Below are 18,999 nucleotides of genomic sequence, written 5' to 3'. Positions count from 1 at the left end.
GCACAAACACCACTCAAGAACGGACTAGCGGGGAAACTCCGGCTAGGTAATAGTCCCGGTGCCGACGCCGCAGCAGCGCCTCCTCGCCACGAACCGCCAACTGCTCCCGCCCGTACTGCCGGATGGTCTCCAGCATCCGATACCACATCGTGGTACCGCGCTGCACCGGCGACACCACTGACTTTTCCACCAGCCCGGACACCGCGTCGAGAATGTCCTCCTCCGCCAGGCCGGCACCGGCACACACCTGCTCGGCCGCCTCGAGATCGAACTCACCCGCGAACACCGACAACCGAGCCCACAACACCTGCTCGGCCGGCGAGCACAGGCCGAAACTCCATTCCACCGCTGCCCGCAACGTCTGATGCCGCGCGAGCGCACCCCGATGTTTGGTGGTGAGCAAACGGAACCGGTCCTCGATCCGCTGCAAGATCTGCTCCAGCGACAGCATCCGCAGTCGCACCGCGGCTAATTCGATCGCCAACGGCAGCCCATCCAACCGCCGGCACAACCGCGCCACCGCCTCCTCGTTATCCCGGTCCACCCGGAACCCCGGCAGCACCGCCACCGCCCGCTCCTCCAGCAGCGTCACCGCCTCATACTCAGCGACGCCGTGGTCCAGCGCCCGACCATCCTCTGACGAATCCACTCCGGGCACCGCCAACGGCGGCACCGGAAACGCCTGCTCCCCCGTGACACGCAACCATTCACGACTCGTGGCCAGCACCCGCACCCCCCGCGCCGACCCCAACAGGGCACTCACAACAGAACCGGCAGCCCCCAGCACGTGCTCACAGTTGTCCAGCACGATCAACAACCGCTTGTCCGCCAGGAACTCCACCAACGCGGTCAACGGCTCACCCGCCGACAGATCCGGCACCTCCAGCGCCGCCGGGCGGGGGGAGTTGACTGAGGAGCAGGAGGCGGAGCTGGCGGCGCTCCGCCCGAAGGTGGAGCAGCGGAGGCAGCAAAAGAAGGCAAATAACGCGAAGCGGTATCAGGCGAGAAGGGCTGCTGCCGATCGGGTTGCGGAGTTGGAGAAGTTGAAGGGGCACGCAGCCGCTGCTGCTGGGGCTGTTTCCGGGAGTCCGGGCGAGCAGGGGCCGTTGACTGAGGAGCAGGCGGCCGAGCTGGCGGCGCTCCAGCCGAAGGCACAGCGGAGGCAGGAAAGGAAGGCAAAGAACGCGAAGTATCACCAGGCGAGAAAGGCCGAAGCCGATCGTGTTGTGGAGTTGGAGGAGTTGGCGGGGCGGGGGCCGTTGACTGCCATCTCCCTGACCGGCCACACCCCGGCCGAGTTCCGCTTGGCGTGGCGCACCGACCAGAAAGCCCGCAAACGTCTGGAGAACCGGTTCTTCGGCAAGCGGGTCCTGTTCACCAACCGTACTGAGTGGACCGTCGCAGAGGTGGTCGCCGCCTACCGGTCGCAATCTGAGGTCGAGTCGGGGTTCCGGCAGATGAAAGACCCGCACGTGGTGTCGTTTTCCCCGATGCACCACTGGACCGACTCCAAGATCCGGGTACATGTCTTCTACTGTGTGCTGGCCCTCGCTGTCGCGCATCTGATGCGTCGCCAAGCAGAACACGCGGGCCTGCACCTGTCCGTGCGGGAACTGCTCGACGAACTCGGCGGCATCCAGGAAACCGTCCTGCTCTACCACGACGGCGGCAAAGGCCGCCCCCGCGCACAGCGCATGCTCACCGAGACAACCCCTACCCAGAAACAACTCGCCGAACTGTTCGACATCCACCGCTACGCGCCCACCCGCTGACCAGGCCACCAGCCGGATTAGGTAATACGTCCACCTCACCCGAAAACCCATCCTGGCCAGCACAAACACCACTCAAGAACGGACTAGCGGGGAAACTCCGGCTAGACAGAAGGAAGAGAACGCGAAGCGGCACCAGGAGGTAAAGACTGCTGCCGCCCGGGTTGTGGAGTTGGAGGGAGTTGAAGGGGCGGGGCCGCTGACTGACGAGCAGGAGACGGAGCTGGCGGAGCTCCGACCGAAGGCGAAATGGCTGCAAAAGAGGGAAGGGGACGCGAATCAGGCGATAAGGACTGCTGCCGCCCGGGTTGTGGAGTTGGGCAGTTGTTCTCGTTCTTCAACGCGCCGTTGTTCGCGACGTTCATCCTGGGGATGTTCTGGAAGCGGATGACCCCGCATGCGGGGTGGGCGGGGCTGGTGCTGGGCACGGTGTCGGCGGTGGCGGTGTTCGGGCTGTCGGAGTCGGGGGTGCTGGACCTGCCGGGGCAGGGTGCGAGTTTCGTGGGTGCGGGTGTGGCGTTCGTGGTGGACATCGTGGTCAGCGTGGTGGTGTCGGTGGCGACGCGTCCGAAGCCGGAGGCGGAGTTGGCGGGGTTGGTGTACTCGTTGACGCCGCGGGCCAGCCGGCAGGCCGCGACCAGCGGGGAGGACGCGGGCTGGTACCGGCGGCCGGGGGTGCTGGGCGGCGCGGACCCTGGCGCGAAAGGTTGCTGCCGATCGGGTTGTGGTGTTGGAGGAGTTGGCGGGGCGGGGGGAGTTGACTGACGAGCAGGCGGTGGAGCTGGCGGAGCTCCGGTCGAAGGTAGCGAAGTGGAAGCAGCAAAGGAAGGCAAAGAACGCGAAGTATTACCAGGGGAGAAAGGCTGCCGCCGCCCGTGTTGAGGAGTTGGAGAAGTTGAAGGAGCGGGGGCCGCTGACTGAGGAGCAGGCGGCCGAGCTGGCGGCACTCCAGCCGAAGGCGGCGCAGCGGAAGCAGCAAACGAAGGAAAATAGCGCGAAGTATCACCAGGGGTTAAGGGTTGCTGCCGATCGTGTTGTGGTGTTGGAGAAGTTGAAGGAGCGGGGGCCGTTGACTGAGGAGCAGGCGGCCGAGTTGGCGGCACTCCAGCTGCCGGGTTGTGGAGTTGGAGGCGAAGGGGCTGGGGCAGCTGACTGAGGAGGAGAAGAAGGAGCTGGCGGAGCTCCAGCCGAGGGTGGCGGCGCGGAAGCAGCAAAAGAAGGAAGAGAACGCGAGGTATCGAAGGGTGGGAAGGGAGGATGCTGCCCGTGTTGTGGAGTTGGAGGAGTTGGCGGGGCGGGGGCCGTTGACTGTGGACCAGGCGGTGGAGTTGGCAGAGCTTCAGCCGAGGGTGGCGCAGCGGAAGCAGAAGAAGAATCATGACGCGGTGCCTTTCCGGGCGGGAAAGGTTGCTGTTGATCGTGTTGTGGAGTTGGAGGAGTTGGCGGGGCGGGGGCCGCTGACTGTGGAGCAGGAGGCGGAGTTGGCGGAGCTTCGGCTGAAGGCGCAGCAGCGGCAGAAACAGAAGGAAGACAACGCCGAATGGCGCCGGGGGAGAAAGGCTGCTGCCAATCGGGTTGCGGCGTTGGAGGAGTTGGCGGGGCGGGGGCCGCTGACACCCTGCTGGACATGATGTGGTCGTGTTGTGGGATCCGCAGCGGGGTGAGGAAGCCGAGAAAGCCGATGTTTCTGCGGTGACCGGGATGTGGGTGATCCCGGTGCCAGAAGCGGAACCGGAGCCGGACCAGGGGATGGTGGTCTTGCCGCGCAGTGGTTTCGGGTTGCGTAGCCAGGGCTGGGGATCTGGGCTGCCCACCGAGGTGGCGGGTCCGAAGCGTCAGCCCGGGGAGTCCGGGCCGGAGGCGGGGAAAACCGGCGCGGGCGCGAAAAGGACACGGGGCGAGACCTATGAGGGTTCGCGGGGGAAGGCTGGCGAGAGTTTGCGGGGGGTCAAGCGGCGGAAGGTGACAGCAGCCGCAGGAGTCCGGGCAACGGCGAGAGTGGGGTGCTCACCCCGAACGATCAGGCAACACAACAGGAAGAGAGGATGGCGGAGAGGAAACAGCAAGGCAGGGCAAAGAGCGCGAAGTATCGCCAGGGGTACGCGCCCCACTGTGCGGTATTGTCCGGCTGCTGTCGCAAACGTGGTGGTTGTCGTTCGAGTTTGTTGGGTCTGGAGGTGGCGTGACGGTGGTGCTAGCCCGGGGTCAGCTGCTTGATGCCAACGCGGTGGATTTTGCGTTGTTGGCGTTGTACTTCGTTTTTGTGCTGGGTATTGGGTATTTGGCGCGGCGTGCGGTTTCCACCAGTCTGGACTTTTTCCTGTCGGGGCGGGCGTTGCCGGCGTGGGTGACGGGTTTGGCGTTCATCTCGGCGAATCTGGGTGCGATCGAGATCATCGGTATGTCGGCGAATGGTGCCGAGTACGGGATGCCGACGATGCATTATTTCTGGATCGGTGCGGTGCCGGCCATGCTGTTCTTGGGCGTGGTGATGATGCCGTTCTACTACGGCTCGAAGGTGCGCAGTGTTCCGGAGTTCATGTTGCGGCGGTTCGGGAAGGCGGCGCATCTGGTCAACGGGATCAGTTTCGCGGTGGCGCAGATCCTGATCGCGGGTGTGAACCTGTATTTGCTGGCCAGCATCGTGAATGCGTTGCTGGGTTGGCCGTTGTGGTTGTCGGTGTTGCTGGCGGCGGCGATCGTGTTGTCGTACACGGCGTTGGGTGGGTTGTCGGCGGCGATCTACAACGAGGTGTTGCAGTTCTTCGTGATCGTGGCGGCGTTGTTGCCGTTGACGATCGTGGGGTTGGTGAAGGTCGGCGGTGTGCAGGGTCTGGTGGCGAAGGTGTCGGCGGGTCCGGGGGGTGCGGGGCAGCTGTCGGCGTGGCCGGGCAATGAGTTGACCGGGTTCGAAAACAGTGTGCTGAGCGTGCTGGGTCTGGTGTTCGGGTTGGGGTTCGTGCTCAGCTTCGGGTACTGGACGACGAACTTCGTCGAGGTGCAGCGGGCGATGGCGTCCAAGAGCATGTCGGCGGCGCAGCGGACGCCGATCATCGGGTCGTTCCCGAAGATGTTCATCCCGTTCATCGTGGTCATTCCGGGGATGATCGCGGCGGTGCTGATCCCGGAGCTCGCGGCGTACAAGCAGTCCGGTGGCACCGGTGGCGGGGGTGTGGATTACAACGATGCGATCTTGTTGCTGATGCGGGATTTGCTGCCGAACGGGATTCTGGGGATCGCCCTGGCCGGGTTGCTGGCGTCGTTCATGGCGGGGATGGCGGCGAACTTGTCGTCGTTCAACACGGTGTTCACCTATGACATCTGGCAGTCGTACGTGGTGCGGGACCGGGCGGATGGTTATTACCTGCGGATGGGTCGCCGGGTGACGGTGGGGGCGACGCTGGCGGCGGTGGGTACGGCGTTCATCGCGGCGGGTTATTCGAACTTGATGGATTACCTGCAGCAGTTGTTCTCGTTCTTCAACGCGCCGTTGTTCGCGACGTTCATCCTGGGGATGTTCTGGAAGCGGATGACCCCGCATGCGGGGTGGGCGGGGCTGGTACTGGGCACGGTTGGGTGATTCCGGTGCCAGAACCGGAACCGGACCAGGGAATGGTGGTGTTGCCGCCCAGTGGTTCTGGTTTGCGTAGCCAGGGCTGGGGATCCGGGCTGCCCACCGAGGTGGCGGGTTCGAAGCGTCAGCCCGGCGAGTCCGGGCCGGAGGCCGGGAAAACCGGCGCGGGTGCGAAAAGGACACGGGGGGAGGCCGGTGGGAGTTCGCCGGGGGAGGCAGGCGAGAGTTCGCGGGTTGTCAAGCGGCGGAAGGTGGCAGCAGCCGCGGCTGGGATTGACCCCGGCAGTCCGGGCAATGGCGAAAGTGGGGTGCTCACCCCGACGGATCAGGCAACACAACAGGACGAGCGGGCGGCGGAGAGGAAAAAACAGCAAGGCAGGGCATGGAGCGCGAAGTATCGCCAGGGGAGAAAGGCTGCTGCCGATCGGGTTGCGGAGTTGGAGGAGTTGGCGGGGCGGGGTCCGCTGACTGAGGAGCAGGAGGTGGAACGGGAGAGTAAGACACCGCCGACACACTATTTGAAGGGGCCCCTTCTTCCATTCCGGAAGAAGGGGCCCCTTCTCATTTCCAAGGCGGTTCGGAGCAGCGCTGGTGGTGTGACGCGAACTACAGTCGGAGCGTGGACGATGTCAAGCTCAGCAACGACCAGCGCACGCTGAAGCCTCGCAGCAGCGAGGTCACCGAAGGCATGGAACGGGCCGCGGCGCGCGGCATGCTGCGCGCCGTCGGCATGCAGGACGCCGACTTCGCGAAGCCGCAGATCGGGGTCGCGTCATCCTGGAACGAGATCACCCCGTGCAACCTCTCGCTGCAGCGCCTGGCCCAGGCGGCGAAGGAAGGCGTGCACGCGGCCGGCGGCTATCCGATGGAGTTCGGCACCATCTCGGTCTCCGACGGCATCTCGATGGGGCATGTCGGCATGCACTACTCCCTGGTGTCGCGGGAGATCATCGCCGACTCCGTCGAGACCGTGATTGAGGCCGAACGGCTGGATGGCTCGGTGCTGCTCGCCGGCTGCGACAAGAGCCTGCCGGGCATGTTGATGGCCGCGGCCCGACTCGACCTGGCCTCGGTGTTCGTCTACGCCGGTTCGATCCTGCCTGGGCGCGTCGACGACCGCGAGGTCACCATCATCGATGCTTTCGAAGCGGTCGGTGCGTGTGCGCGCGGCCTGATCACGCGCGAGGAGGTCGACCGCATCGAGCGCGCGATCTGTCCTGGTGAGGGCGCTTGCGGCGGGATGTACACCGCTAACAGCATGGCCTGCGCGGCCGAAGCGCTCGGCATGTCGGTCCCGGGTTCGGCCAGCCCGCCAGCGGTGGATCGGCGTCGCGACGCGAGCGCCCGCGAAGCCGGCCGCGTGGTGGTCGGCATGCTGGCCCGGCAGCTGACCGCTCGGCAGATCCTTACCAAGGAGGCGTTCGAGAACGCGATCGCCGTGATCATGGCCTTCGGCGGGTCGACCAATGCCGTGTTGCACCTGCTCGCCATCGCGCGGGAAGCCGAGGTCGATCTGCAGTTGGACGACTTCAACCGGATCGGCGACCGGGTGCCGCACTTGGCCGACGTCAAGCCGTTCGGCCGGTACGTGATGCCCGCGGTGGATCGGATCGGCGGAGTGCCGGTGGTCATGAAGGCCCTGCTGGACGCGGGCCTGTTGCACGGCGACTGCATGACGGTGACCGGCCGCACCGTCGCGGAGAACCTCGCTGAGCTCGACCCGCCGGAGCTGGACGGCGAGGTGCTGCACCAGCTGTCGAACCCGATCCACCCCACCGGCGGTCTCACCATCCTGCGCGGATCGTTGGCGCCCGACGGCGCGGTGGTCAAGAGCGCGGGTTTCGATTCGACGAGTTTCGAAGGTACGGCAAGGGTTTTCGACGGCGAGCAGGGTGCTATGGACGCCGTGGAGGACGGCTCGCTGAAGCCCGGTGACGTCGTCATCATCCGCTACGAGGGGCCGCGCGGCGGGCCGGGGATGCGGGAGATGCTCGCCGTGACCGGCGCGATCAAGGGCGCCGGCCTCGGCAAGGACGTCCTGCTGGTCACCGATGGCCGATTCTCCGGCGGCACCACCGGGCTGTGCATCGGGCACGTCGCGCCGGAAGCGACGGATGGCGGACCTATCGCGCTGGTGCAGGACGGCGACCCGATCCGCCTCGACCTCACCAACCGCACCCTGGACCTGCTCGTCGCCGAAGAGGAACTCGTGCGGCGCCGCGAGCACTGGTCCTCACCGGCGCCGCGTCTCCGCAATGGCGTGCTCGGCAAGTACGCGAAGCTGGTCGGCTCCGCGTCGGAAGGAGCGGTTTGCTCGTGATCAGGACCGCAGGCCCCTGCTGAGGTTGTGGCTGGGCCGGGGCCTGGAGCTGTTCTGCCTCTTCCTTGCTGATCGGAGACGTCGTGCCGCACCAGGTGCAGGTCAGCGCGTACCGGGTGCTGGTCGGGGACAGCGGGATGAAGCCGTTGAAGCGAACGGCCTGTTCACTCCGCCTATTGGCGCGAACAGGCCGTTCGCTTCAACAGATCGGGCCGGGAGTCAGTCCCACTGGAGGGAGCCGCCGGACTGGTATTCGATGACCCGGGTTTCGAAGAAGTTCTTCTCCTTCTTCAGGTCCATCGCCTCCGACATCCACGGGAAGGGGTTGTCGGCTTCCTGGAAGACCGGTTCCAGGCCGAGTTGGGCGCAGCGCCGGTTGGTAATGAAGTGCATGTACTGGGCGCAGAGGTCGGCGTTGATGCCGAGGATGCCGCGGGGCATGGTGTCGCGACCGTAGGCGATTTCCAGCTCACAGGCGTCGGTGAGCATCTGCCGGATCTCGGCCTGGAATTCCTCGGTCCAAAGGTGCGGGTTTTCCAGCTTGATCTGGTTGATGCAGTCGATGCCGAAGTTCAGGTGGATCGATTCGTCGCGCAGGATGTACTGGTACTGCTCGGCGATGCCGACCATCTTGTTCCGCCGGCCAAGCGCGAGGATCTGCGCGAACCCGGTGTAGAACCACATTCCTTCGAAGATCACGTAGAAGGCGACGAGGTCGCGGAGGAAGGCCTGGTCGGCTTCGGTGCTGCCGGTGGTGAAGTCCGGGTCTTCCAGGCTGCGCGTGTACTGCAGCGCCCAGGCGTCCTTGTCGGCGATCGACGGAATCTCCCGGTACATGTTGAACAGCTCGCCCTCGTCGAGGCCGAGGCTTTCGCAGATGTACTGGAAGGTGTGGGTGTGCACGGCCTCCTCGAAGGCCTGCCGCAGCAGGTACTGGCGGCATTCGGGGTTGGTGATGTGCCGGTAGACGGCGAGGACGATGTTGTTTGCCACCAGGGATTCGGCGGTGGCGAAGAAGCCGAGGTTGCGCTTGAGCAGCAGGCGTTCGTCGTCGCTGAGGCCGTCGGTGGACTTCCACATTGCGATGTCGGCCTGCATCGAGATCTCGGTGGGCATCCAGTGGTTGTTGCAGCCCGCGAGGTACTTCTCCCAGGCCCACCCGTACTTGAGGGGGAGCAGCTGGTTGACGTCGGCACGGGCGTTGATCATCGCCTTGTCTCCGACGTCGACGCGCCCACCGGCGCGGTCGATCTCGCCGAGCCCGGCGGCCGAGGATGGGGTCTGCAGGGAGGTCATGCTGTGTTGCTCCAAGGGAAATTGCGCAGTTCGGGACCGCGCGTCGTACCGGACTAGGCGTCGGACCCAGGTGAGGGGTGTTACTGGCAGGCTTCGCAGTCGGGGTCTTCGACCGAGCAAGCAGTGCCGGTCGGCGCCGTCGGGACGGCGTTGAGCTTGCCATCGGTGCCGCGAAGGGTGCTCTTCTCCACGTGGGTCGCGCTCGTGGAGCGCAGGTAGTACGTGGTCTTGAGGCCCTTCCGCCAGGCGAGGCGGTAGAGCTCGTCGAGCGTTCGGCCGTTGGGCCGGGAGACGTAGAGGTTCAGCGACTGTGCCTGGTCGATCCACTTCTGCCGCCGCGCCGCCGCCTCCACCAGCCAGCGCGGCTCGATCTCGAACGCGGTGGCGTAGAGCTCCTTGAGCTGCTGCGGGATCCGCTCGATCGGCAGCAGGCTGCCGTCGTGGAACTTGAGGTCGGCGATCATCGCCTCGTCCCACAGCCCGGCCTGCTTGAGGTCGGCGACCAGGTGCGGGTTGACCACGGTGAAGTCGCCGGACATGTTCGCCTTGACGTACAGGTTGCGGTAGACCGGCTCGATCGACTGGTTCACGCCGCAGATGTTGGAGATCGTGGCGGTCGGGGCGATGGCCATCACGTTGGAGTTGCGCATCCCGACGGTGCGCACCCGCTCACGCAGCGCCTCCCAGTCCAGGGTGGACGAGCGGTCCAGGTCGACGTCGCCGCCGCGGGCGTCGGCGAGCAGGTCGAGCGAGTCGATGGGCAGGACTCCCTGGTTCCACAGCGATCCGTCGAAGGACTCGTACCGACCCCGCTCGGCCGCGAGCTCGCTGGACGCGGCGATCGCGTGGTAGCTGATCTGCTCCATGCTGCGGTCGGCGAACTCGACGGCGGCCTCCGACGAAACCGGGATGCGCTGCGTGAACAGCGCGTCCGCGAAGCCCATGAGGCCCAGCCCGATCGGCCGGTGCCGCAGGTTGGACCGGCGTGCCTCGGGGATCGTGTAGAAGTTGATGTCGATGACGTTGTCCAGCATCCGCACGGCGGTGCGCGTGGTGCGCTCCAGCTTCGCGGCGTCGATGCCGTCGGCGTCGACGTGCCGGGCCAGGTTGATCGACCCGAGGTTGCACACGGCCACCTCGTCGCTGCTGGTGTTCAGGGTGATCTCGGTGCACAGGTTGGAGGAGTGCACGACCCCGCTGTGCTGCTGCGGCGACCGCAGGTTGCACGGGTCTTTGAAGGTGATCCAGGGGTGGCCGGTCTCGAAGAGCATCGTCAGCATCCGCCGCCACAGCTCCACCGCGCGCACCCGGCGGAACACGCGGATCTCGCCGCGGTCGGCGGCCTGCTCGTAGGCGCGGTAGCGCTCGGCGAACGCCTTGCCGTAGAGGTCGTGCAGGTCAGGCGTCTCGTCCGGGGAGAACAGCGTCCACTGCTCATCGGCCTCGACGCGGCGCAGGAATTCGTCGGGCACCCAGTTCGCGGTATTCATGTCGTGGGTGCGGCGGCGGTCGTCGCCGGTGTTCTTGCGCAGGTCGAGGAACTCCTCGACATCGATGTGCCAGGTCTCCAGGTATGCGCACACCGCGCCCTTGCGCCGGCCGCCCTGGTTGACCGCGACGGCGGTGTCGTTGGCGATCTTCAGGAACGGCACCACACCCTGGGACTTGCCGTTGGTGCCGTTGATGTGGGCGCCGATGCCGCGCACCGGCGTCCAGTCGTTGCCCAGTCCGCCCGCGTACTTCGACAACCGCGCGTTGTTGCTGATGGAGTGGAAGATCCCGGACAGGTCGTCGTCCACAGTGGTCAGGAAGCACGAGGACAGCTGCGGCCGGGTGGTGCCAGCGTTGAACAGGGTCGGCGTGGAGCACATGAAGTCGAACGTCGACAGCAGGTGGTAGAACTCGATCGCCCGCGCCTCACGGTCGTCCTCGCGCAGCGCCAAGCCCATCGCGACCCGCATGAAGAACGCCTGCGGCAGCTCGAACCGGGTGCCGTCTTCGTGCAGGAAGTAGCGGTCGTAGAGGGTCTGCAGGCCGAGGAAACCGAAGGTCAGGTCGCGTTCGGGCACCAGGGCGCGGCCCAGCCGGTCGAGGTTGAAGAAGCCCAGTTCCGGGTCGAGCCTCTCCAGTTCGACACCGCGGCGCACGTAGTCGGCGAAGTACGCCGGGTAGTGGTCGCGCATCTGCTCCTGGTCGGCCTCCTGCGGCTCCCCCAGGAAGCTCAGCGCCTCGCGGCGCATCCGGTCCAGCAGGAGGCGGGCCGTGACCTGCGAATAGTTCGGCTCGGTCTCGATGAGCGTGCGTGCCGCCATGACCTGGGCCAGCGAGAGCTCGTCGTCGCTGATACCGGCGTAGCCGGTGCGCCGCACCTCTTCGAGCACGGCATCGCCCGACACGCCGGGCAGTCCGGCGCAGGCTTGGTGGACCACAGTGGACACGCGGGTCCAGTCGTTGAGTGTCGCCGTCACGGGCTCTCTCCCTCGCGAGCTCGGCGGACCACGACGGCGCGCGAGGAGACACGGCGGCAGGAGCCGCTGGTCGTCCGCGCGGACCCGCCCTCGAAGTCCCGGACAGCACGCTTCGCAGCGTGCACCGGCGGCAGGTCTTCGGACTCACGGGCGGCCTACTGATCGTGGCTTCCCAGGCTGCTCGCCCAGTGCTCTACCCGCTGCCGTCAGGCAGCCGGGTCACGACGTTCGTTCCCGTTCACCGCTGCGGGGCAGTCCCGGATTCGCACCGGGTTCCCTCTTGCCTCACCGGACGCCTCCGGTGAACCACCAGCGAGCGACACACTACATGTTGGGTTCGGGGAGTGATCGGATGGGCAGATAACGGCGTGGCGTGGTCCCGGTCGACAGTGCGGGCGAGGTGGCCGAAACTTGGCGGCCGGAGGCTGGCGAGCGGAATAGCGGTGGACGAGGCGAAGCTCCTGTCGTTGGTTTCGGAGTTGACAGCGGCGGAGAAGGCGCGGTTGCTCCACCGGTGCCGACTTCTGGACCCTGCACCCGATGCCGAAGATCGGGCTGCGGTCGTTGGTGCTCTCCGACGGGCCGAACGGGGTGCGCGGCACGGCATGGGACGAGCGCGACCCGTCGCTGCTGTTCCCGGTGGCGTCCGCCGGGGTGTGCACGTGGTGCTGGCGCCGACGATCAACGTGCACCGAAGTCCTTTCGGGGGCAGGCATTCAGCTACGACGCGGTGGTCGACGAGCAGGCGCTGCGCGAGATCTACCTCAAGCCGTTCGAGCGGATCGTGGCGAAGGCTTCGCCGTGGGCGATGACGGCCGCCTACAACTCGGTGAACGGGCGCACGATGACTGAGAATTCCGCTCTGGTTAACGATGTTCTCAAGGGCGAGTGGGCGTGGGGCGGGATGCCGTATCGGACTGGTCTGCCACCCGCTCGCTGGAGTCGGCGGCGCTCGGCGTTCTCGACCTGGCCATGCCCGGACCGAAAAGCCCGTGGAGCGACGGGAAACTCACGGAGGCCGTGGCGCGGGGCAAGGTCCCGGAAGAAGTTCTCGACGACAAGGTCCTGCGGGTGTTGCGGTTGGCCGATCGGGTAGGTGCTTTCGAGGACTCCGAATCCGGCGGCTGGCCTTGGCCGACGTGCCGCTGGGCCGGGCAGAACCCGGCGGCAGGCTGCCGACCACCTTCCCGGCCGGACTGGCCGGCGTCCCGGTGCCGCTACCGGGCGTGCAGCCGGTGGACGGCGAACTGCACTACACCGAGAGACCCTGGTCGGCTACCGCGCTTACGAGGACCGGGGCGTCGATCCGGCGTTCCACTTCGGACACGGGCTCGGGTGCACGACCTGGGAGTGCCTGGAGGCCGTCGCCGAAGACGAGGCCGTGCGGGTGAAGCTGCGCAACACCGGCGACCGAGCGGGACGCGAGGTCGTGCAGGTGTATGCGGTGAAGCCGTTGCGGCTGGCGGGGTTCGCCATCGCCGAGGCCGAGCCGGGAGCCGAGGTGTCGGTGGTGGTGGACATCGAGCCGGGCGGCGAGTTCGCGGCGCGGCGCCGGGGACCTGTGGATTCGCGCAGCGAAGAGCCCGTGAGTCCGCCGGACTCACGGGCTCTTCACTCGGTCATTGCTGCGGGAAGGCCTTCTGCAGGTCGTCCAGCACCAGGTTGGCGGCGATCGGACCGAGGCCGAGGAACCAGGTGTCGTCGTGCACCTCGACGGCCTTGCCGTTATTCACGACGCCGAGCGTCGTCCATTGCACGGAGTTGACCACGTCGGTCAGCTGCTGCTTGGCGGTTTCGCCATAGGCGGCGTAGAACAGCTGGTCACTGTCGGCCTGGGAAATCTGCTCGCGGCTGATCTTGGTGAAGGTCTGGTCGGTCTGCTGGTTGTCGGGGCGGCCGAAGCCCGCGTCGGCCAGAATCGTGCCGATGAAGGAGCCCTTGCCGTACAGACGGATGTCGCCGGGGATGAACCGCAGCATGCTGATCTTGCGGGCGGCGGGGTCGCCGGCCTGCTTGCCGATGTCGGCGGCGCGCTGCTGGTAGGCGTCGAGGATCTGCTGCGCCTCGGCCTTCTTGCCCAGCGCCTCGGCGTCGAGCAGGAAGTTCTGCTTCCAGGTCTTGCCGACGCTCTCGGCGAACACCGTCGGCGCGATCTTGCTCAGCGCGTCGTAGTTCTGGTCGTCGCGCACCTTGCTGGAGAGAATCAGGTCGGGCTTGAGCGCGGCGATCTTCTCCAGGTTGGGCGAGCCGATGGTGCCGACGATCTCGATGCTGCCGGCCTTCTCGGCCAGGTACGGCTGCAGGGTCTTGTTGGCGTCCGGCAGCACGGTGCCAACCGGCTTGATCCCCAGCGCCAGAACCGCGTCGAGCTCCCCGGTGTCGAGAACGACGACGCGCTGCGGGTTGCCGACGATCTTGGTCTGCCCCTTGGCGTGCGTGACGATTCGCTCGTCGCCCTGGGGTGCGGTGGGCTGCTCGGGAGTCGACGAGCCGCACGCGGCGACGGTGCCGAGCGCGAGCACTGCGGCGACGGCCGCGAGCAGTCGACGGGGACGGAACATGATGCTCCCTGCTTTTTGGTTGGCTCCAAAAGTTTGGCAAGCCTAACCTGGCCGGGGGATGGAAACCAGCTTTGAGAGGGTTGTCACGGGTGAGCCGCCATGAAGGTGATCATGACGTGGTAAGGGGCGGACATGGAGTCGTTGATCCCACGGGAGCGGGCCGAGATAGCCCCGGGTGCGGTGCACCTGCCCGACTGGCTCGACCTCGACCAGCAGCGCGAACTGGTCGTCGCGTGCCGGGAGTGGGCGCGCTCCCCGGCGGGCATGCGCTCCGCTCGGTTGCCGAGCGGGGGAGTGATGTCGGTGCGCACCGTGTGCCTCGGCTGGCACTGGTACCCCTACCGGTACTCGCGAACCGTCGACGACGGAGACGGCTCAGCGGTGACGCCGTTCCCGGACTGGCTCGGCGACTTGGGGCGCAGGGCGCTGGCCGACGCCTACGGCCACTCCGCTCACGGCTACCGCCCGGACGTCGCGCTGGTCAACTTCTACGACGACACGGCGCGGATGGGAATGCACCAGGATCGCGACGAGCAGAGCCAGGAGCCGGTGGTGTCGCTGAGCCTCGGCGACACGTGCGTCTTCAGGTTCGGCAACACGGAGAACCGGAACCGGCCGTGGACGGACGTGGAACTGTGCTCGGGAGACGTGTTCGTCTTCGGCGGCGAATCCCGCCTGGCCTACCACGGAGTCCCGAAGACGTACCGGGGAACGGGACCGGACGTGGGCATGACGGCAGGCCGCCTGAACATAACCCTCCGAGTGTCCGGAATGGACTGAAGTTCCAGCCGGTCAACGCCCCTGCGTGCTTTGAGCCGCTGTAGCAAGTCGCTGTAGCACCTCAAACCACTCACTGACCAGCTGAAACGCCGCCGTGATCGGCCGTCAGAGCGTGGTCAGGAACATGTAGACCATGCTCAGGGAGAGGACCAGTTCGGTGGTGGCCGTCAACCTGGGGCGGTCTCGGGGCGGGCGGACCAGGTCGGTTCCGGCGAAACCGGCGCTGAGCAGGCAGTAGGTCATCAGCACCCAGGCCACCAGCGGAAAAGCGAAGCCTGCGGACTGTGCGCCGACGACGGCCAGCGCGCTGCCGTGCGAGTGGCCGGACGAATGCGCGGTGGACAACGACAACAGGCCTGAAGTGGGCCCGTGCGGCCGAGCGGCGGCGAACATGTACGACATGGCCAACCCGCCGACCAAGTGGTGCAGGTAGGTCAGGGCCGGACGCCGACGCAGCGCCAGCACGCCCATCCAACCGGCGTTCGCAACGAACAGCGCAGCCCACACGCCGGGCGGAAGCACCTCGGGCAGGAACATCGCGGACATCCCGATGCCCATCAAGACGTGAGCGATGTCGGCGCTCCCGCACCCACCCCAAGCCTCCGGAAGCCGCCAACGGCGGACCACCAGCCGAACCAAGCACACCGAGGTCACCGCGATGACCGCCCCGCCCAACACCTGGTCGACCACCAACAACCCCCGGCGTCCGATCGGCAACCCGAGATACCCGATTGTTCGCGCCCCACCACCCTAGGTCTAGGTCCAGTCGGTGCTTTCAAAAACCCAACCCAGTGCGCCGAACACCCAAACCAAGAAGTCCACGTTGGACAAATCAACAACCGCCCAACCCCATGCGTCGGCGAAGCCGCACCAAATGCGCACGCACACAAAGAGTAGTGACGACACTCACCCAAACAACACGAAAGCCGCCTGCTCCAAAAGGATGATTTCAAGGCACAGGGGCTACCCAGGTCCGGAAGCGTCCTTGCCGGCTACCGACCCCGAAACCAGGTCTTCACCCCGTCGACCTGGAGACGCTTGATCAGCTTGGGGCAAGGTGGCAACATCCGATCCCACGGTATATGTCGGCGGAAGCTTGCCCCCTTGGCGCGGTCTGATAGCCCTTGTGGAGGTCGATGGGGCGAGGACAGAGCAGTCGGGACCGGACCGCAGGGTTTGAGTATGCCCCCTTCACCCTGTTGGCCTGCCCGTGCGGCGAGGATCTTGCTTCTGCGTTCCGGTGACCATAAGCCGGCGGTTGTTGTTTCCGTGGTCAACAACGTCGCCGTCGTGAACGTTGAGGCGGGCCACGTCACGTTGGGGTACTCGTGATCAACCCGCGTGGCCTGGCAGCCTCCCCTACCGCCGAGCACCCACAATGTTGAACGTGCGTTCGAGTGCTCGCCACTCAGGCACTTCTTCGGTTACCATTTGTGTAACAAACCGGCCAAACCCGTCATGAGCACAGCATGCCTGATACCACGCAACGCGATGCGAACGGTGCACAGTGTCACCGAAGGCTTGATCTTGCCGAGCTCCGGAACACCCGCTTGAGGCTGCTGCGCGAAGCATACCGGCGTGGCGGAGACCACACAGCTGTTCTGTTCGATACTGAGTTCTTGGGCGATGCCGACAAACCCACGGTTATGGAAGCGATCCTGCGGGCTGCGCTCACGAGCGGCGGTGCTGACTTCTGTGACCTGCAAGTACACGATCGGCAAGAGGGTGCACTGCGGATCCGGGCACAGCACGGCTTCAGGCCCGCGTTCCTGAGCTTCTTCGCAAGCATCACGACCGGCCATCCCACCGCCTGCGCCAAGGCACTGGTCACCCGTGCGCCTGTTCTGGTCGACGATGTCACCCGCAGCCCGATCTTCGTCGGACAGCCGACGCTGGACCCGATTCTCGACGCTGGGACCCGCTCCGTCGCCTCATACCCGCTAATGGACGGCGGACCGGAGCCGCTCGGTGTGCTGTCGTTGCACTACAGCCGCCCTGGGTTCGGACGCGGAGTCCCCGAACTCGTGGTACTCGGCGCCGCCACGGCACTCAAACACTTTCCTCCCGACGGAGATGGCCCCGGCCACTGGTATGACTTCACGCTGTGACGGCTTCCGTCACGGCTCGCCCACTTACTGGCGCCGCTTCCGGCGGAGCAACATTGCAATGCCTGGGGATCGAACCCAGAGCCCGCGGTCCCCGTTTCCGCGATCGACAACGTTTGCCGTTGTCTGCCAACACCTTTGGCTACCTCCTACCGTCATTTGCAGTCGATTGCGGGTTATTGTTGGCAATAACGTGGCAACGTCCCCTGCTTGGGCCTGCACGAAGACAGTTTCGCCAGGTGGCAGGCACGTGAAAACGGGCAAGGCTTCGACGGGTCGCTTGCACGCCTCTGCCTCTGGTCGGTACGAGACTAACGGCGCCGCTCGGGCGTGCTTGCCTGTGAACCCCGCTTAACAGGATGTGTACCTCGGCCGCAAGGCGGTCGGCAGGGAAACGGCTTAGTCGCTAGAAAGAGCCTTCGTTACCGAGTCAGACTGAATTGCGTGGATAAAGTGCGGAGAAGCTTGGGCATGTAAAAAGCCCCAGGGTATTAACCTGGGGCTTTTGTGCGCCAACAGGGACTCGAACCCCGAACCCGCTGATTAAGAGTCAGCTGCTCTGCCAGTTGAGCTATTGGCGCTGGTTGTCGGTCAAGTTTTGAACGGTTCGGTTCCTTTTCGGTTCCGCCCCGGTCTCCCTGGCGACGTGGAAAACATTAGCACGGCACTGCGGGGTGCCGAAGAGGGGGGTCGGTTTTGGGGGTGGGCGAGGTTGTCGGGGGTGGGGACGCAACCCCGGGGTGGGGTGCTGCGTCTCATGGAGGGTGATCGGCCAGGGGAGATCACCCTATGTGTGCAACCCGGTCCCTTCACTCACTGTCGGGGCATTGCTGCACACTGTTCTCAGGCGTAGCGGCGCATCGGAGCGGACGGACAGTTGCCCATGAGGGAGTTGAGTAATTCGGTCGGGTTTCCCGTACGGGTGTCACGACTGCTGACAATGTTGATCTTCGGTTTGGTGGCGTTGCTCGTCGCCGGCTGTAGCGGGTCCGGTTCGGGGGACGAGGTGGCGCCCGCGCCGACGTTGGAGCTGGCACCGCAGAACGGGGCCAACGACATTTCGCCGACCGCGCCGATCAGCGCGAAGGCGGTCAACGGCAAGATCGTCGAGGCGGTGCTGACCAGCGCGGAAGGCAATGCGACGGCAGGTGCCATCGCGCCGGACGGGGTCAGCTGGGCCGCCACCGAAAAGCTCGGTTACGGCAAGACCTACACGCTGTCCGTGACCGCGCAGGGGGCGAGCGGGCCGACGATCACCCAGCAGTCCACTTTCAGCACCATTTCACCCGGCAAGCAGACCTTCGTGTCGATGAACCCGCTGGACGGGCAGACCGTCGGCGTCGGCCAGCCGCTGGCGTTCTACTTCAGCGAGAAGGCCCCGGCACCGGACAAGGCGAAGGCCGAGGAAGCGATCCAGATCCGCACCGAGCCGGCGGTCGAGGGTGCTTTCTACTGGTTCAACAGCCGCGAGGTGCACTGGCGGCCGAAGGAGTACTGGAAGCCGGGCACCAAGGTGTCGATCGACGTCGACGTGTACGGCAGGGACCTCGGCAACGGCGCCTGGGGCGAGGAGGACCGCAAGGCGACCATCACCATCGGCAACGCGGTCGTGCTGAAGGCCGATGGCGCCACCCACAAGATGACCATCGAGAAGAACGGCAAGCTGCTGCGGACCATGCCGGTGTCGTTGGGCAAACCGTCGTTCCCGTCCAACAACGGCGTGCACGTGGTCACCGAGCACCACGCTACGAAGGTGATGGACTCCTCCACCTACGGCCTGCCGGTCGAGGCGGGCGGCTACCGCACCGAGGTCCAGTGGGCGGTCCGGATCTCCAACGGCGGTGAGTTCCTGCACGCCGCGCCGTGGTCGGTGGGCGATCAGGGGCGGCGCAATGTCAGCCACGGCTGCATCAACATGAGCATGGCCGATGCCAAATGGGTCTTCGATCTGCTGAAGAAGGGCGATGTCGTGCAGATCACCAACTCCGGCGGGCCGAACCTGCGCGCCTGGGACGGTTTCGGCGACTGGCAGGTCCCGTGGGGCCAGTGGGTGCAGGGCAACAAGTGAGTTGAAACCGCAGTTGCCAGGACAACAAAGAAAGGCCCCGTTCCAACTGGAACGGGGC

The 18,999-nt window shown here is 65.9% G+C and carries 13 protein-coding genes, 1 tRNA gene, 2 pseudogenes and 1 riboswitch; of the genes and pseudogenes, 10 read left to right on the top strand and 6 right to left on the bottom strand.

The window, feature by feature from the left end:
* Positions 1–13: 13 nt before the first annotated feature.
* A complete protein-coding gene (locus tag SSPN_RS0115480; protein ID WP_148271967.1) occupies positions 14–853 on the bottom strand; it encodes an ATP-binding protein in 840 nt (279 codons plus the stop codon).
* 97 nt (positions 854–950) lie between these two features.
* On the opposite strand from SSPN_RS0115480, the gene SSPN_RS59770 reads away from it, so the two are divergent.
* The 6 genes and pseudogenes from SSPN_RS59770 to ilvD all read left to right on the top strand — a co-directional run bounded on the left by SSPN_RS59770 (position 951) and on the right by ilvD (position 7,663).
* Positions 951–1,772 carry an IS1634 family transposase gene (locus tag SSPN_RS59770; protein ID WP_420187959.1) on the top strand — a complete coding sequence of 274 codons (822 nt, stop codon included), beginning with the start codon at positions 951–953 and terminating at the stop codon, positions 1,770–1,772.
* A 318-nt stretch (positions 1,773–2,090) separates the two neighbouring features.
* Positions 2,091–2,534, top strand: a pseudogene (locus SSPN_RS0115470) (hypothetical protein); the annotation flags it as partial.
* Positions 2,527–2,925 carry a hypothetical protein gene (locus SSPN_RS54745; RefSeq protein WP_237710554.1) on the top strand — a complete coding sequence of 133 codons (399 nt, stop codon included), beginning with the start codon at positions 2,527–2,529 and terminating at the stop codon, positions 2,923–2,925. The pseudogene SSPN_RS0115470 and the gene SSPN_RS54745, both read left to right, overlap by 8 nt.
* Entirely contained in the window at positions 2,888–3,400 is a 513-nt protein-coding gene (locus tag SSPN_RS61595; protein ID WP_010696054.1) for a hypothetical protein, read from the top strand. The genes SSPN_RS54745 and SSPN_RS61595 overlap by 38 nt, the downstream gene beginning before the upstream one ends.
* A 560-nt stretch (positions 3,401–3,960) precedes the next feature.
* Positions 3,961–5,340 (top strand): annotated as a pseudogene (locus SSPN_RS43930) (sodium:solute symporter family protein); the annotation flags it as partial.
* A 622-nt stretch (positions 5,341–5,962) separates the two neighbouring features.
* Entirely contained in the window at positions 5,963–7,663 is a 1,701-nt protein-coding gene (gene ilvD / locus SSPN_RS0115450) for a dihydroxy-acid dehydratase (RefSeq protein WP_010696052.1), read from the top strand.
* 219 nt (positions 7,664–7,882) lie between these two features.
* On the opposite strand, the gene SSPN_RS0115445 is transcribed toward ilvD, so the two are convergent.
* Together SSPN_RS0115445 and SSPN_RS0115440 are read right to left on the bottom strand one after the other, a co-directional pair.
* The gene (locus SSPN_RS0115445) at positions 7,883–8,959 is read right to left on the bottom strand and encodes a ribonucleotide-diphosphate reductase subunit beta (protein ID WP_010696051.1); all 1,077 of its coding nucleotides are present in this window, start codon (positions 8,957–8,959) and stop codon (positions 7,883–7,885) included.
* An 80-nt stretch (positions 8,960–9,039) separates the two neighbouring features.
* Positions 9,040–11,427, bottom strand: a complete 2,388-nt coding sequence (locus tag SSPN_RS0115440; protein ID WP_010696050.1) for a ribonucleoside-diphosphate reductase subunit alpha — start codon at positions 11,425–11,427, stop codon at positions 9,040–9,042.
* Positions 11,428–11,539: 112 nt separating this feature from the next.
* Positions 11,540–11,753: riboswitch (cobalamin riboswitch) on the bottom strand.
* 214 nt (positions 11,754–11,967) lie between these two features.
* Between SSPN_RS0115440 and SSPN_RS59760 the strand changes: the two genes are divergently transcribed.
* Positions 11,968–12,279 (top strand): hypothetical protein, encoded by a 312-nt coding sequence (locus SSPN_RS59760; protein WP_237710663.1) that lies wholly within the window; start codon positions 11,968–11,970, stop codon positions 12,277–12,279.
* A 767-nt stretch (positions 12,280–13,046) separates the two neighbouring features.
* Here the strand turns inward: SSPN_RS59760 and SSPN_RS0115430 are convergent.
* On the bottom strand, positions 13,047–13,988 hold the full coding sequence (locus tag SSPN_RS0115430) for an ABC transporter substrate-binding protein (protein ID WP_010696048.1): 942 nt from the start codon (positions 13,986–13,988) through the stop codon (positions 13,047–13,049).
* A 132-nt stretch (positions 13,989–14,120) separates the two neighbouring features.
* Between SSPN_RS0115430 and SSPN_RS0115425 the strand changes: the two genes are divergently transcribed.
* On the top strand, positions 14,121–14,768 hold the full coding sequence (locus tag SSPN_RS0115425) for an alpha-ketoglutarate-dependent dioxygenase AlkB family protein (protein ID WP_010696047.1): 648 nt from the start codon (positions 14,121–14,123) through the stop codon (positions 14,766–14,768).
* A 105-nt stretch (positions 14,769–14,873) separates the two neighbouring features.
* On the opposite strand, the gene SSPN_RS48885 is transcribed toward SSPN_RS0115425, so the two are convergent.
* Complete coding sequence (locus tag SSPN_RS48885) at positions 14,874–15,485, bottom strand: DUF5134 domain-containing protein (RefSeq protein ID WP_049887596.1); 612 nt, start codon at positions 15,483–15,485, stop codon at positions 14,874–14,876.
* 752 nt (positions 15,486–16,237) lie between these two features.
* Here SSPN_RS48885 and SSPN_RS0115415 point away from each other — a divergent pair.
* On the top strand, positions 16,238–16,876 hold the full coding sequence (locus SSPN_RS0115415; protein ID WP_083821724.1) for a GAF domain-containing protein: 639 nt from the start codon (positions 16,238–16,240) through the stop codon (positions 16,874–16,876).
* 505 nt (positions 16,877–17,381) lie between these two features.
* Here the strand turns inward: SSPN_RS0115415 and SSPN_RS0115410 are convergent.
* Positions 17,382–17,454: transfer RNA gene (locus tag SSPN_RS0115410), tRNA-Lys, on the bottom strand.
* 341 nt (positions 17,455–17,795) lie between these two features.
* On the opposite strand from SSPN_RS0115410, the gene SSPN_RS0115405 reads away from it, so the two are divergent.
* On the top strand, positions 17,796–18,941 hold the full coding sequence (locus SSPN_RS0115405; protein WP_237710553.1) for a L,D-transpeptidase: 1,146 nt from the start codon (positions 17,796–17,798) through the stop codon (positions 18,939–18,941).
* Positions 18,942–18,999 lie beyond the last annotated feature (58 nt).

The organism is Saccharopolyspora spinosa NRRL 18395 (genome assembly GCF_000194155.1).
In the GTDB taxonomy this organism is placed as follows: Bacteria; Actinomycetota; Actinomycetes; order Mycobacteriales; family Pseudonocardiaceae; genus Saccharopolyspora; species Saccharopolyspora spinosa.
This window is presented reverse-complemented; position numbering and strand designations above follow the sequence as displayed.